This window comes from Paraburkholderia nemoris, assembly GCF_905221015.1.
Taxonomy (GTDB): domain Bacteria; phylum Pseudomonadota; class Gammaproteobacteria; order Burkholderiales; family Burkholderiaceae; genus Paraburkholderia; species Paraburkholderia nemoris.
Window position 1 is genome coordinate 1 of the sequence record NZ_CAJNBO010000006.1, and the last position, 14,261, is coordinate 14,261.

The following is a 14,261-nucleotide window of genomic DNA, read 5'->3' on the forward strand; positions in this document are numbered from 1 at the left end:
CTCTGTTTGACATCGATCGCATTCCTTCGTCGACTGGACATGCAACGAAGTTAACAGAATGGACTCCTTGTTAACAGAGGGGAACCACCAAAAATTGTGGGTAATCGCAAGTCGATGCCCAGATCGATGACAGTTGGCACCGAACATGATTATTTCTGCCCTTTCTCCAACGATGAGTACATGCATGGATTCCATTCAATCTGCATCGTCGAGTCGAGCGCACGGCGCTATGTTCTTTGCTGTCTTTGGCGCGGCATGGCTAACTTGGTGGTGTCTGGAGACTCACGGCGCAGCGGTCGGGATACTGGCGATGATCGCTGCTGGCGGTCTGGGGATTTTTTTATGGTCCCTCAAGATCGTGCTTCGACAGCGTAGCATTTCAAATGGGATCACTGGTAGCGCGGTGCGGGCATCATTCTATCGCTTAGCGCAATCGGCGCCTTAGTGTCGAGCGTTCGTGCCGCGCCGCGTGGCTGAAAATGCACGACATCTAGCTCTCAATACAGATTGCCCTCGTGACCGGAGGTGCGGCGATAGGTAGAAAATGTATAACGTGGAGGGCCGCTGACGTCGACCTTTTCTGTGCAATGAAAGTCGGCAGGCAGATCTGGAAACCTGGTGTCGCCCGCCGGCTCCAAATCGATTTCTGTGAGGTAGACCGTATCCGCGTAAGGCAAAAACAGACGGTAAATCTGTTCGCCGCCCGCGATAAAAATCTCTTCACGCGGATCGTTCGCGATGATTTCGATCGCTTCTTGCAGCGTACTGCAAGTCGACGCTCGTTCGGCGGCGACAGCATGCTTGCCAATCACAAGCACATCGCGATTTGGCAGTGGTCTACCTATTGACTCGTATGTGCGTCGTCCCATCACGACCAGGTGCCCCTCGGTCAATTGACGAAACCGCTGCTGCTCTCCGGGCACTCTCCATGGAATGTCGTTAGCCGCACCGATCACCCGATTCGCGGCCATGGCCGCCACCATTGAAATTCGCTTTCCGCTCAACATTTGCCGTCTCGCTTTTCCGTTTACGGTCGTATAACGTCAGTATACAAATCACTGACAGGCTGTGATTTTCACTCACTTGCGGAACGCACAATCTCTCAAGATATTTTGCCGGGTGTCGTAAAGGATGATTAGGCGCGCTTGCGTTTTGAGCGCGACTGCGTGTGAATTCTAATCTGCACATACCCCTAATCAATAATTATGAAATTTAGCCAAACACTTATGCTGGGTGCATGCGCGCTCGCCATCACGGGTTGCGCGGCAACCTATCAGGAACCATCTCAAGCAGACGCTGCTACTATAGTTTTTCGCAAAGCAGGCGATTTCACAGCACAAGCATTTATTTATGGAGGCGCGGCTGAATGTACCGAGCGGCATCATCTTCCCGTAATGGATGCTGAGAAGGAGATCGCGCGCAAAGTTACACCAAACGCGCCATTGTCTTTCTCCATGGTCTACACAAAGAATATGCTGGTGATCGAGAAATTCTGCGTCGACACCCTTACGTTCACACCGGAAGCCACCCACCGCTATGTCGCTCTTCTCGCGGTGACCGACGGTCGCTGTCATATCGATCTGAACGACACGGGTACTCCGGCGGCGCCACTCGCTTCCCCGGCGCCGGTTCCCAGTACGGAACACACTTGGAAGCGCGCGATGAGTGAGCAAGGCCCTTTCTGTGGGTCATAGCCGTACTTTTTGTGGTCAACGAAGCAGCGCTTTCCGTATCGGTTGCTGATCGCTGTCGTCGGCGGACGTTGGGATTGACTAACGCCATGAATTTGCGCCTTTCGTGACGACATAGGAACCAACGAGATGAGCTATGACTTGATGGTATTCGCCCCTGAGGTTGCGCCCAAAGGGGAAGCTGCCTTTCTTGAATGGTACTGGGTACAGACCCGTTAGGGCGAAGGGCATCCCGCGATTGGCAATCTGCGGCGTTATCAGCAGCCTTCGCTGACACGGCGCGGGAGCTATTCTTCCAAGGCACGGGAGACGATCGGTTTCACGTTCCAGGGGCGACCCTATGAATTTCAACGATACCGGTTCCGTAGTGATCGCGAGTTTGAGAGCTTCTGTCGGCTCATCACCGAGTGCGTGCGATCGGTCACCCGTGCCGAGTGATATGACAAGAGTCAGCCGCAAATGAATGCGAGGTGCCTGTGCGAAACTCGGCCGCAACCGGTCGTCGACACCGCTGCTCAGATCACTCACAATCTCATACGTGCAACTGAGCCCACCGGCGCAATTCCGCATCTGAAAGAGCCTTAAATGACGGGAATATTCATCAGAACCGCAAATATCGACGATGCTCAAATGATCGCCGATTTTCATGTGAAGGTCTGGAGGCATACCTACCAGGAGCTTGCGCCAGCCGAAGCATATGCCGTCCTCAACGAGCAACATCGCGGCAAGATGTGGAAGCAAAAACTGTCCGCGAATGACAGCAGCCAGGTCGTGCTCATTGCTGAGATTGACTGTAGAACTGTTGGAATCGGAGCCGCAGGGGCGCCTTCGGAATCGATATTCGGCGGCCGCGGCGAGATCAAATTCCTTTATGTCGATCCTGACTTCAAGCGCCGCGGTATCGGTCGCGAGTTGCTTGCAGAACTCGCGACTCATTTGAGAGAAATGCACTATCAGGGAGCCGCTTTAAGCGTCGTCAAGGGAAACGATCCCGCGATCGCCTTTTACGATGCGCTAAATGGCCGGCTAGCGGGTGAGTACATCGATCCGGGTCCGATCTGGCAGTCGCAGAACATCGTCTTTGTCTGGGACGACGTTGCGAGTCTGATTGGTTGAGAGACGTCGTCAGAGTTCTCAAATGATAAGAAATCGACGGACTAACTTTCAATCAGAACTCCGATACGCCCACGCTTGTTGCTTCGAATCCACCTGCCGCCAGCCTCACCCCACCCCCAGCCGCAATTTCCGGTAAGTCCCGCAACTTTCGCGATGCGACCGAACAGACGGACACACTGCGCCGGATTTCTCTAGAGTTGAATGTCGGCAGTCAATCCTGACTGACGATGCCGCGCTGACTTTCCAGCGTGCATTCAACCTAAGGGAACCCAAATGAGAACGTCTCCTCAACAGGAAATTACAATCGATTTCGATGAGCAGGCCAACTCCAGTCTGCACCCCAATAGTGCGCCTTTGACGCTCAAACACACCATTCACCCAGAAGAGATCCGGGACAACCTGTCGGCGGGCCAAGGTGGCATTGGGTTTCTGTTTCACGCTACGGACTGGGATACGCTTTCATTTTCATTTCATAATGTGAAACGCAGAAATGCGTCATTCGAAGAAGAGCTTTGGAAAGCAAAGCCTTTTATCGCATCGCCTATCTATTCGGGATCTCAGGTCATAGGGGCCAATATTGCGTGTCCGGTTCCCCTCGAGTTATGGCTGGGGAGCCCACGCGGTATCAAACGATTTCGGGAGACGCAATTTTTTCCGGCTCTTGAACTGGCAAGGCGGGCGGGATTGAGCATGGTGGCGATGGGTGCTTCCACGCCCTATGCCTGCAACTATGGCGCACTTCCCCGGCATACGAAGCCGCCCCACATCACCACGGGTCATGCCGCCACGGCCTCGATGCTGAAAGACTGGGCCATCCACTGCTGCAACGAACTTGATCTCGAATTCGGCAAGACGAAGCTCGCGCTATTCGGCGCCGCCGGGCGGCTCGGCGTCACGGCGGCTAAATACCTGCTTTACAAAGATGCACCGAAAGAGCTTGTTCTGATCGATTTGCCGGACAAGGTGAACCTGCTCAAGGAGCAAGCAAAAGAACTGCTGGCAACCGACCTGCTGGGACGAACCCGTGTGTCGATACACACATTCAGTCCGGACACGCCGCTGCCGCAGTTCGATGGCGCAATCCTGGTCAGCAGTACCAGCGTTCCCTACCTCACGGCTTCCGACCTCAAACGGGCGCAGTTCTGGATCGACGATTCTCATCCCCGGGCAGCGAGCATCGAGGCCGAACTCGCGTCGCGGGCCCACACGCTATATATTGAGTGCTTCGCCCGTGGCCCTGCCGGACTCAACACCGTGTTTCCGTTCAGACTGCCGACCACCCGCGATTGCTACACCTGTTTCGCCGAAGGCTATGCAGCCTGGCAGGAAGGCATTGCTTCCGATTTCATCATCGGCAGCCCGCCTGTGTGGTCCGTTTCATATACTCACGGTCTTCTGAAGAAGTACGGGTTTTCGGTCGGACCTTTTCACGGCAAAGACGGTTCGACGATCGCCCGGAGTACCCAGCATCGTGGCAAACATGAGCTTATAGGGTCGTGAACGTCATTGGAGGCCAGATGGTGATGCCGCGCGAGAGCATGCGGGATTTGCTGGAACGAAGCCGGCTTGCAATTCGATGGGGAGGCATATTGGGCCTCCTGTGCCACCCCATTTACTACGTCGTCTGGACCTATGTCCTGCCGCAGCCGTACGACAACCTCTTCCTCCGGTTGAGTGCGGCTGTCATCTGCATTCCCTTGATCTTTCAGGCGCGTTGGCCGAGGCGATTTAACAATTACCTGCTGATCTATTGGCATTGCTGCCTGATCTACGTATTGCCGTTTGTTTGTACTTTCCTCGCGATCAGAAATTCATTCTCCACTATGTGGATGATGACCGAGGTCATGATGCTTTTCATCATGGCGCTGTGTATCGACAACCCGCTTTTGCTGATGGGCTGCATAGGCATAGGCATTCTTTCCGGCACGCTGGCTGCGGTGGCCAGCTCACCGGCTCCGATCGTTCTAAGCGCGGCCAACCAGTCGGATCTCGCCGTGCTGCCCGTCGTCGTCTTGTGCAGCATGGCCTTCAGCTATGCGATCAGCAAAGGACGCATCTTTGTCGAGAGAAACCGGGCATTGCAGGCCCTCGCGGGCTCGATCGCCCATGAAATGCGTAATCCCCTCAGTCAGCTCAAGCACGTTCTGGATCGCGTGGAAGATGTGCTGCCTGCGAGGACCGGATCCAGCCCGTCGCCAGCGTTGTCGCAGGACGGCGCGGCGTTGCTCTATCGTCATCTCGCCCACGGACAACTGTCGATTGAGCGAGGCCTGCGTATCATTGCGATGACACTGGACGAAGTCAGCGCAAAACCCATCCGCTCCGACTATCTGACCTATCTGAGTGCGGCGAGTACCACACGCAAAGCGCTGGACGAATACGGTTTCAGCGATCAGAAGGAGCGCAGCAAAGTCAGACTCATGGTGCTGGAGGATTTCACCTTCAAGGTCGACGAAACCGTCTATCTGTTCACCCTGTTCAATCTGATAAAAAACGCGCTCCATCACATTGCCGCGCATCCTTTAGCGACGCTCACACTCACGGTCGAGCGGCAAACGGTGATCGTTCATGACACAGGCCCAGGTATTGCGCCTGACATCCTGCCGCATCTGTTCGAGCCTTTCCGCACGGCGGGAAATTCGGGGGGGACGGGGCTCGGGCTTGCCTACTGCCAGCGCGCGATGCACGCTTTCGGCGGCACCATCGGCTGCCGGTCGGAAGTGGGAAAATTTACACAGTTCACGCTGCAGTTTCCCGCCGTCTCTGAAAGCGAAGTTGCGATCCATGAGCAGAAGATTTTGGACCACGCCACGCCATTTTTCAGGGGGAAACGCGTTCTTGTCGTAGACGACGATGCCGGTCAGCGGGCGAGGACCCGTCGCGCGTTGTCGAAGGTGGACGCGGACGTGAGCGAAGCCGCAGACGGCGAGACGGCGCTGAGCATGCTTCGACAGGCCCCGCCGTGGGATCTTGTACTGATGGACATCAACATGCCGGGTCTGGACGGCTACACGACCACCGAGAAAATCCGCGCTGGCCGTCAAGATCCTAACTGGAATGTCCTGATCGTCGCTTACACGGCAGAGCCAAGCAACGTGGCGCGCGTCCTCGCACGGCAAGCCGGCATGGACGGACTCGTCAGCAAATCCTGCGGCGTAGTGGAATTGGTTGGCACCCTGCAGACGCTCTTCGAAAATGGCAAACAGCATCATTCGAAACAGAGTTTCGATGGGTTCGCCGGCAAAACGATCCTGGTGGCGGACGACGACACCTACAGCGGGCTGGTCGCCAAAAGTTATCTGGAGCGATGCGGCGCGAACGTTGTCGAGGCCGAACATGGGCTGGCTGTGCTGGCCAGGCTGCAGGAAGACAACGCTATCGATGCCATCGTGATGGACCTGAATATGCCAGGAATGGGTGGCGTGGAAACCACCGCATTGATTCGCGCCCGTACCGACTCGTATGCCCAGGTACCGATCATTGCCTTGACCAGCCAATCCGATATGGAAGCCGTACAGGCATGTCTCGCTGCAGGGATGAACGAGGTCATGATAAAACCCGTGCAGGTCGGTTCCCTGTATGCCTCCCTGGCAAGACAGTTTGCCCAGCAGCGTACCTTGCATGCGCCGGCTAAGGCAGATCTATCTCAAGCAGCGGCTAGCCCAACCGGCAAGCCCGAGACCGTCGCGGAAGGCGATCTGCTTGACAAGAAACACCTCGAAGAGCTTATGGCGCTTGATTTGCTGGATCAGTCGTTCCTCAACGGCATCGAGCAGATTCGCGTGCTGATGGCGCAACTTACTACCAGTGTGACGGCTCGTGACCTTCAATCGGCGCACGGAGCATTGCACCTCCTTCTTGGCGTCAGCGGCAATATCGGAGCAAAGGCGCTGCACCAATTCACGAGACAGATTTATCCGCGAGTGGTGGAAGGCCAATGGCCTTCGGAGGCTGACTGGCTTGCGCGGATTTGCGTCTTGGGTGAGCGTTCAGCTAACGCGCTGGAGACGTATTTCGATTCGGCCAAAACACGTCGCGATCATCGGGACGTGCTGAGCGATGGGTAGCCGTCTAACGGCTACGCGGTGTCACTGACCGGCATTCGACTTCTCAATCCGGGAAACCCCATCGTCACGGTAGTGCCCGCACCCAAGGTGGATTCGATCCGGAGGGATCCACCAAAAGATTGCATGATGCGGTTGCAAAAGATCAGGCCCATGCCGTGCCCGCCGGACCCTGCGTAAGTCGTGACGGGGTCCAGCAACAGGCGCGCTTTTGTCTCCGGTGCAATCCCCGGACCGTTATCGCGGATACGGATCTCAGGTTCCGGAGCGTCCACGACTTCGAGGCGCAACGAAGGCGAGGGCGTACCGTCGAGCGCACGCAATGCGTTGGACAACAGCGAAGAGAGTACGAGCGCCACGCAATTAGGCATGGCGTGCACGACAAAATCCCCTTGCATGTCGATCTGTATCCAGTCGCGCTGCGACGCGGCGAACGGATAGGTATCGAGCAAGGTAGCGATCAATCGCGTCGCTCGGATCTCCTGGGATCCAGTGCCCGATGCGGACTGTTGGCCTCCGTTTTTGTGCACCGCCGCCCAGAAAGACGAGATCAGCGTCAGGCAATACTGCGCATTGTTAAGCATTGACGTTGCTGCCTGGCCGATCGCCATTTGACGCTCTGGATCGTATTGCTCAGCAACGTCGCTCTCGACGGTGCGCGCAAAAAGCGAGATCGTTGCCAATGGCGTATTCAGTTCATGGGCGAGGAAAGCCAGCGTCTCATCCATCGCCAACAGGCGCTGCTGGCGCGTTTCCCGCTCGGTGTAGCGTGCGGTTGCCAGTTGCAGGACCTCGCGCACCGTTTCCGCCCGAAGCGGCTTTTCGAGGATACGGAATACGTCGCCGGTATTGACCGTCTGCAACAGCATGTCTTTGTCCGCATAGGCGGTCACGAGTATCCGCACGATTTGCGGATACTCCTGCGCTACCTGACGCAGCAGATCGTCTCCATGGCGCCCTGGCATGCGGAAATCGGTCACCAGTACGGCAATCTCCGCTCCGTATTCATTCAGCATGGCCATCGCTTCGTCTACGCCTTGGGCGACATGCACACAGTATTCTTTACGGATTGCGCGTGCGAAGTGATTGCGCGACATCTCGTCGTCGTCGACGAAGAGAACGGAAAAAGGCGGCTGCATAGTGTCACTCATTGCGTTCCCAGCAAGTTTCAATGTTAAGCCTGCGGAGACTCCGATCTCCTGATCGTGCCACCTGCCTGGTAAGGGCCACCGTGAACGCGTGCGGGCAACGCGTCACTTCGTGGGCCAAGGGCTAATTATGAATCACACTTTGGGTTTTCAAACCGCAGAATAACGCGCGTTTTGATGGTCGGCGTTAGGGTTCTAGCGATGGTACAAAACCCTATCAGTTAATACGTCCAAAATACGCTAATCTGAAACAATAAGATTGCTTATATAGGGGCGAAAGAAAAATGAAGACCCGCTCGCCACTCGCTATCTGTTTGCCGCTTGCGATATTTGTCGCCGCATGCGTTCTGTCGCTTCCAACCCTCGTGATCGCCGTTGTCTGGATGACGATTGGGGTGATGGCGCTCGGCCATCGCAGCCTTGAAAGCTTTCCTGCGACCGGCATAAACCGTCAGTGGCTGCGGGGATACCGCGGAGCATGCCTGTGGTTCTGGCATCTGGCCTGGTGGCCTTGGTACATGCGCTCGTCTATCCAGGGGGTCGCCGGACAGGTCAGAAACTCGCTGCATCGAACGCGGAAATCGGGGGGGGAAGATCCGAAGCGTTCGTCGGCCGAGCCGCCGAAGCGTCACAAATAGGCATTCAATAATCAGAATGCATAGCACAACGTGGTGTTTCGAGAAACAGCCATCCTGACTCTATGAACAGATAGATGTTCAACGTAAGCTCTCCGGACCGTGCATATTAGGGTCAATTTGATGGAGAGCTCCGTGAAAATGTCTAAGTGGATTTCTTGCTGGATTGCAGCTGGTTTGATCGGATTGGGCGTCGCGGCCTGCAGTACGTCCGGTACGCCGTCGCAAAACAGTACAGCCGCGAGCGAAGCAGTTCCCTCGGACGACCAGATTGTGTCGGCGTGGAATTATCTGTACGGGCGCTATCTGGTGTTGCAGCAGGAGAACTACGACATCAATGTGGAGAAGGTCGGCTACAACAAGATCAAATACAACCCGTTGGGATCGGCCCAGTTTGTGAATCCCAACCTCGACGTAGCCTACCTTGAGGCATGGCTCGTCGCAGACAAGGATCATGCAGTCATCCTGAACGTGCCTCGAGTCAAGGGTCGTTACTACACGGCCGAGCTACTCGACGGATGGGGTCAAGTTATCACCAACATCAACGAGCGAACCTACCCTGACCATCCGTACGGGAAGTTCGCCTTGGTGATCAAGGGCACCAATCCGCCGGTGCCATCTGATGCACTCAAAATCGAAATACCTTCTGCCAAGGCCAAGTTGCTGGCGCGCGTGGAGCTTAAGGGATCTCCGAAGACTGCAGTGCGACTGCAGCATCAGTTCACGGTGCAAGCGTCTCCTGACATCACGATCGATCCGCCCTTTGCCGTTCCAGCCTTTACACCAGCCGCCCCAATCCGTGTTGAGATTTTCGATCACGTTACCGAAGTAATGGCCACCTATCCGGACGCCATGCCGAAGGCGCCGGAGTACCAGGCGACGGCAATCGCCGTTGCCAAATACGTGAAGAGCAACGACGCTGCCCGCAAGCGGGTCGACGATGTGATCAGGACCAAGGCGATTCCTGGCTTTCTGGCAGGCGCCAAGGGCTTCGGCACGCAGAAGGGTGGTTGGTCAGTCACTTACGCGGCTGGCAACTTTGGCAATGACGTGATGGCTCGCAACATGATCAACTACGGTGGCCTATGGGCAAACGCCATCAGCGAGGCAATTTATTTTATAGGTCAGACAGACAGCGACAAGCAACCGCTCGACGGTAGTAAGACCTATGAGATCCGGTTTGCTAAAGGCGAAAAGCCGGACACGCATGTGAATGGCTTCTGGTCAGTCTCACTGTACAGCGTGCCAGACTACCGCGTGGTACCCAACGCATTACATCGCTATAACCTGAATAATGTATCGCATCTAAAGTCCAACGCTGACGGCAGCACGAGTATCTGGCTTGCGCCAGTGCGGCCGAAGAACGTCCCACAAAGTAATTGGCTGCCTACGCCTGAGGGCAAGGGATTCTCGCTGAACTTCCGTGCGTATGTGCCGAAACAGGAAGTCCAGCAAGGTGAATGGTTCCCAGCACCGATCGTGGCAGTGCAATAAGCGGTCAGGCAGTCAATGTAATCGGCGTTCAGCCTGTGCGAGCATCGCGCGAACAGGCTGAATTTCGTCTCGGGTCCATCGGCACGCAACGCCCGTCAGATCTGGATTGCTACCCTTGCTGTGTGGCGATAGCGTCGAGTCGAGCCGACGGACGCCCATTGAATCAATCCGCTTTCACCGGCCGTGTCCCCCAAAACAACACTGCCTCGATCGCGAAAAATGCAACGAGCGGCACAATAGCGCCCAGCGTCCCCGCGATCTCACGCCCGAACCGGCTGGTCACATACAGCAACACGATCATGCTGACCGCCATGCCCGGCGCCCCGAGTCCGCGCAGTGCAGCGCTACGCTGGTAGCCGAGCCAGAACGCGGCTCGCGCGACGATCCAGACGACGGTCGTCGCCACGACAGCGCGCATGGACGAGCCGTCGGGGCAGTAGGCGGCCAAGCCGAACAGCGCCGCCGCGAACACGATGATCTGTTCCACCGTGTTCTGCAGGTATCGTTGATTGACGCGCAACCTGCGCGTCTCGAAGCCGGCCAACGGATCGAATGCGGGCGAGGTCAATCGTTCGTGCGCTACGGCTTCGACACCCGTCACCAGACAGAACAGCACCGCGGCACAGCAGCATTTGAGCGTCAGAAGCATCCGCGCACCGAGGCTGTCCATGCCCGGCAGGGGCGACATCAAAAGATCGATGCCGAGCCAGAGCCCCGAGGCAAACAGCGACGCGACTGCGATACCGGCAATACCGACGCTGCGCTGCTGTCGAAAATCGGACGCGTGATAGGTCGGGTCGGTCATGGATTTTTCCTCCGGGCGTTTCATACGGGGGCATCGGCATTGGCCACCCGCGGAAGGATAAACCCACTCGTTTAGACGAGCGTAATTTTGCCGGTGGCGAGGTCGTACATGCCGCCGACAATGTCGATCTTCTTGCTCTCGTAAAGTTTCTGGACGATCGGCGGTGAGCGCTTCAATCGAGCCATTTGCCGTCGCACGTTCTCGGCGGCCGCGTTGTCCAGCAAATTGCCGGTCTTCGTCTTCTCGGCGGCGATGACGGCCGGCTTGATCGCTGAGATGAGTCCCGGCAAATGACCCGGAAGAACCGCCTTGGCCTTCAGCACTTTGATTGCGGCGTCGACCGCGCCGCATCCGGTGTGGCCTAGCACCATGATGAGCGGCACCCCCAGGAACTGCGCGCCGTATTCGAGAGACGCAAGCAGATCTGGGTTCACGACATTGCCCGCAACGCGTAAAACGAACAGATCGCCCGGCCCCTGATCGAACGCGAACTCCGGCGCCACGCGCGAATCGGCGCAGCTCAGGATCGTGGCGATCGGATACTGCGCCTGCACACGGGCGGCGCGACCTGATGAAAAGTCGCGCTCGTTCGGCGCGTTGGCGGCGTAGCGCGCGTTGCCATCCATGATTCGCTTCAACGCATCCGCAGGTGGGATCGAGTTCGGCGGTGGCGATGCGCCGGGTGCTGGCGGCTCGGCCGCGAAGGCGGCGCTCACGCTCCACGGCAGGAGCGCCGCGATTGCGCCAGCCTTCATGAAATCCCGGCGCGATACTTGGGGCTCGTGCTGCGCATCACCACAGACATCACACATTTGAATGTCTCCGCCAGTGCTGGGCGCATCCGGCCGCAAACAGGCGCCTTGTTGCGTCGCAACGCAAATGGCACACCGGTCACCTGCTATGTGCACCTCACGTGGTGGTCCAACGCCACGCGATAGATCAACCAACTTGTATAAGTTTGAGTCTATACCGTCGCCTGATGCAGTGTCCGGAAAATCCCGCGGCTGCGAATCTCCGGTCAGGCGGCCAACTCAAGGCGCAACGATCTGATAGGGAAAATATTTTTGCGCAATCTTGTTGAATGTACCGTCCTGCTTCAATGCGGCGATCGCCTGATTGAGACGGGCAAGGAGTGCCTGATCCTGTTTGCGGACTCCGAAGGCTACCCCGGTGCCAAATATTTTCTCGTCCCGCAGCGGCGCTCCGACAAGCGCGAACCCTTTCCCTTCAGGCTTGTTCAGGAAGCTGTCTTCGGCGGTCTTCTGCGTTTGCAAGGCGGCGTCGAGACGACCTGCGGCCAGGTCCGCGAATACCTGCCCCTGAGACGGATAAGCAACCACTACGACGCTGTTCGGCGCCCATTTGGCCTCCGCGTAGAACTGCTGGGTCGCGCCTTGCAATACGCCAACACGCTTACCTTTGAGGGACTCGCTGGTCGGCAGAAGATGACTGTCGGCTCGCGCGACCAGTCGAATCGGGGGAACGTAGAGCGCTGACGTAAAATTGATTTCTTTTTCGCGCTGCTCGGTTGCCCACATCGCCGAATTGATCGCGTCGAACTTGCGTGCCATCAGAGCCGGAATGAGGCCGTCGAACGAGCCTTCGACCCACGTACATTTGAGCTGCAACTTCGCGCAGACGGCATTGCCAATATCGATATCGAAGCCAGCCAGTTCACCGCTGGGCAGCTTGTATTCAAATGGGGGGTAGTCCGCTTCGATGCCAAAGCGTAACGTGTCGGCGGCAAACGCCGATGACGCCAGCAGACACAGCAACGTGGTCGTCGCCAGTTTTTTCATCACAGCTCCTTTGGGAATCGAATTATCAACTTGAGTGCAAGGTGCATTTGGTTGGCGAAGTCATAAAGACCGGTGCGAGATGAATCGCCCTGCCCGCTTTCCAGTAGCGGCGCTTTCTCGCCATGACAACGTACCGTTTACCCACACGGCCTCGATGCCGCGCGCGGCGCGCGTCGGCGCCTCGAACGTCGCACGGTCCGCAATCCGGTGTGCGTCGAACAGCACCAGGTCCGCGAAATAGCCGGGCTTGAGTTCCCCACGCTTTTTCAGACCGAAACGTTGCGCAGTCAGGCCAGTCATCTTGCGCACTGCTTCCTGGATAGGGAAGAGATTCAATTCGCGGCTATAGTGGCCAAGTACTCGAGCGAAAGTGCCCCACAGTCTTGGATGTGGCCGGGGATCGTTGGGTAGGCCATCCGAGCCGATCATCGTTGCCGGATGAGCGAGAATTCGCTGGACGTCCGACTCCTGCATCTCATGATAGATAGCGCCCGCGGGTTCGAGGCGCCGCGCCGCGTCCACCTGCGGAATGTCCCAGTGACGTGCGATCTCAGCCAGCGTGCGCCCCGCCATGTCAGGCCACGGCGTCGACCATGTAATGCGAATTTCGATCGCCTCGTCGACGAGATTGGGATCCAGCGTGGTGGAGCTTGCCGCATAGGGGTAGCAGTCACAACCGGGGCGTCGACCGGCCTGCAAGCTGCCAATGCGCTCCAGCACCTCGGCGCTCCTCCCCCAGTTCCGGCGACCTGCACACTTCAGATGCGAAATCACGACCTCGACGTTCGCCGTGAGGCCAATTCCGACTGCCTCGTCGAGGGCTTCGAGAATCGAATCGTCTTCCGAGCGGATATGACTGACATAGAGTCCACCGACGTCTTCGAGTGCTGCCGCGAGCGCTTCGACTTCGCTTGTCGGTGCGCACTGTGCGTTGCGATACGCGAGGCCTGTGCTCAGACCCATGGCGCCCGCACGCAACGCGTCTGTCAGTTCTCTTTTCATGGCTGCGATTTCGGCTGCGGTTGCCGCACGCCGAAGGTCGGTCATGTGATTGCTGCGCAGCGACGTATGGCCGACCAGTGCGGCGACATTCACGGCTGGCATTGCGCGATTGACAGCCTCAACATAGGCGGTGAAAGACGGATACCGGAAATCGAGCGTGTCACCCAGAAGGTTGATGGGATCGGGCGGTTCGCCGCTTAACCGTACCGGCGAACCGCTGATACCGCAGTTGCCGACCACGACGGTGGTGACGCCTTGCGATATCTTCGGCAGCATTGCTGGGTGGTTGATGACATGGAGATCATCGTGGGTATGGGCATCGATGAATCCCGGCGCGAGGAAAAGTCCGTGTGCCTGAATTTCTTCGTTTGCGCTGGCGCCGGTGCAGGCGCCGATTGCAGCAATTTTCCCGTCCACGACAAACAGGTCAGCCACATAAGGCTCGGCTCCCGTGCCGTCAACGAGGCATGCACCACGAATGATCGTATCAAATGCGTTCATCAATTT

At 57.2% G+C, this 14,261-nt stretch carries 12 protein-coding genes; 6 read left to right on the top strand and 6 right to left on the bottom strand.

Annotated elements, in window-relative coordinates; all coding sequences use genetic code 11:
* Positions 1-497: 497 nt before the first annotated feature.
* On the bottom strand, positions 498-1,007 hold the full coding sequence (locus KHO33_RS10700) for a dihydrofolate reductase (RefSeq protein ID WP_200565110.1): 510 nt from the start codon (positions 1,005-1,007) through the stop codon (positions 498-500).
* A 198-nt stretch (positions 1,008-1,205) separates the two neighbouring features.
* Here KHO33_RS10700 and KHO33_RS10705 point away from each other — a divergent pair, with 198 nt between their 5' ends.
* The 4 genes from KHO33_RS10705 (at position 1,206) to KHO33_RS10720 (ending at position 6,874) form a co-directional block, all read left to right on the top strand.
* Complete coding sequence (locus KHO33_RS10705; RefSeq protein WP_128575979.1) at positions 1,206-1,694, top strand: hypothetical protein; 489 nt, start codon at positions 1,206-1,208, stop codon at positions 1,692-1,694.
* A 582-nt stretch (positions 1,695-2,276) separates the two neighbouring features.
* Positions 2,277-2,807: a GNAT family N-acetyltransferase gene (locus KHO33_RS10710; protein ID WP_054033800.1), complete on the top strand. Its 531-nt coding sequence runs from the start codon at positions 2,277-2,279 to the stop codon at positions 2,805-2,807.
* A 273-nt stretch (positions 2,808-3,080) separates the two neighbouring features.
* The gene (locus KHO33_RS10715; RefSeq protein ID WP_200565109.1) at positions 3,081-4,307 is read left to right on the top strand and encodes a hypothetical protein; all 1,227 of its coding nucleotides are present in this window, start codon (positions 3,081-3,083) and stop codon (positions 4,305-4,307) included.
* Positions 4,308-4,324: 17 nt separating this feature from the next.
* Positions 4,325-6,874, top strand: a complete 2,550-nt coding sequence (locus tag KHO33_RS10720) for an ATP-binding response regulator (RefSeq protein ID WP_054034243.1) — start codon at positions 4,325-4,327, stop codon at positions 6,872-6,874.
* Positions 6,875-6,885: 11 nt separating this feature from the next.
* Here KHO33_RS10720 and KHO33_RS10725 read toward each other — a convergent pair whose 3' ends face one another.
* Positions 6,886-8,022: a hybrid sensor histidine kinase/response regulator gene (locus KHO33_RS10725; protein ID WP_054033798.1), complete on the bottom strand. Its 1,137-nt coding sequence runs from the start codon at positions 8,020-8,022 to the stop codon at positions 6,886-6,888.
* A 281-nt stretch (positions 8,023-8,303) separates the two neighbouring features.
* Here KHO33_RS10725 and KHO33_RS10730 point away from each other — a divergent pair, with 281 nt between their 5' ends.
* Complete coding sequence (locus KHO33_RS10730) at positions 8,304-8,657, top strand: hypothetical protein (protein WP_054033791.1); 354 nt, start codon at positions 8,304-8,306, stop codon at positions 8,655-8,657.
* Positions 8,658-8,795: 138 nt separating this feature from the next.
* The gene (locus KHO33_RS10735; protein WP_200565128.1) at positions 8,796-10,148 is read left to right on the top strand and encodes a DUF1214 domain-containing protein; all 1,353 of its coding nucleotides are present in this window, start codon (positions 8,796-8,798) and stop codon (positions 10,146-10,148) included.
* A gap of 163 nt (positions 10,149-10,311) precedes the next feature.
* Here the strand turns inward: KHO33_RS10735 and KHO33_RS10740 are convergent, their stop codons facing one another.
* The 4 genes from KHO33_RS10740 to KHO33_RS10755 form a co-directional block, all read right to left on the bottom strand.
* A complete protein-coding gene (locus KHO33_RS10740; RefSeq protein ID WP_172737584.1) occupies positions 10,312-10,953 on the bottom strand; it encodes an MAPEG family protein in 642 nt (213 codons plus the stop codon).
* Positions 10,954-11,024: 71 nt separating this feature from the next.
* Complete coding sequence (locus KHO33_RS10745; protein ID WP_234475213.1) at positions 11,025-11,804, bottom strand: carbonic anhydrase; 780 nt, start codon at positions 11,802-11,804, stop codon at positions 11,025-11,027.
* 180 nt (positions 11,805-11,984) lie between these two features.
* On the bottom strand, positions 11,985-12,752 hold the full coding sequence (locus KHO33_RS10750) for an ABC transporter substrate-binding protein (protein ID WP_054033785.1): 768 nt from the start codon (positions 12,750-12,752) through the stop codon (positions 11,985-11,987).
* A gap of 60 nt (positions 12,753-12,812) precedes the next feature.
* A complete protein-coding gene (locus tag KHO33_RS10755) occupies positions 12,813-14,255 on the bottom strand; it encodes an N-acyl-D-amino-acid deacylase family protein (protein ID WP_054034239.1) in 1,443 nt (480 codons plus the stop codon).
* Between the last annotated feature and the right edge of the window lie 6 nt (positions 14,256-14,261).

Excerpts from the sequence above, each read along its gene's own strand:
- KHO33_RS10755 (WP_054034239.1), bottom strand. The coding sequence starts at position 14,255 with ATGAACGCATTTGATACGATCATTCGTGGTGCATGCCTCGTTGACGGC.
- KHO33_RS10700 (WP_200565110.1), bottom strand. The coding sequence starts at position 1,007 with ATGTTGAGCGGAAAGCGAATTTCAATGGTGGCGGCCATGGCCGCGAAT.
- KHO33_RS10725 (WP_054033798.1), bottom strand. The coding sequence starts at position 8,022 with ATGAGTGACACTATGCAGCCGCCTTTTTCCGTTCTCTTCGTCGACGAC.
- KHO33_RS10750 (WP_054033785.1), bottom strand. The coding sequence starts at position 12,752 with ATGAAAAAACTGGCGACGACCACGTTGCTGTGTCTGCTGGCGTCATCG.
- KHO33_RS10740 (WP_172737584.1), bottom strand. The coding sequence starts at position 10,953 with ATGACCGACCCGACCTATCACGCGTCCGATTTTCGACAGCAGCGCAGC.
- KHO33_RS10710 (WP_054033800.1), top strand. The coding sequence starts at position 2,277 with ATGACGGGAATATTCATCAGAACCGCAAATATCGACGATGCTCAAATG.
- KHO33_RS10715 (WP_200565109.1), top strand. The coding sequence starts at position 3,081 with ATGAGAACGTCTCCTCAACAGGAAATTACAATCGATTTCGATGAGCAG.
- KHO33_RS10705 (WP_128575979.1), top strand. The coding sequence starts at position 1,206 with ATGAAATTTAGCCAAACACTTATGCTGGGTGCATGCGCGCTCGCCATC.
- KHO33_RS10735 (WP_200565128.1), top strand. The coding sequence starts at position 8,796 with ATGTCTAAGTGGATTTCTTGCTGGATTGCAGCTGGTTTGATCGGATTG.
- KHO33_RS10730 (WP_054033791.1), top strand. The coding sequence starts at position 8,304 with ATGAAGACCCGCTCGCCACTCGCTATCTGTTTGCCGCTTGCGATATTT.
- KHO33_RS10720 (WP_054034243.1), top strand. The coding sequence starts at position 4,325 with ATGGTGATGCCGCGCGAGAGCATGCGGGATTTGCTGGAACGAAGCCGG.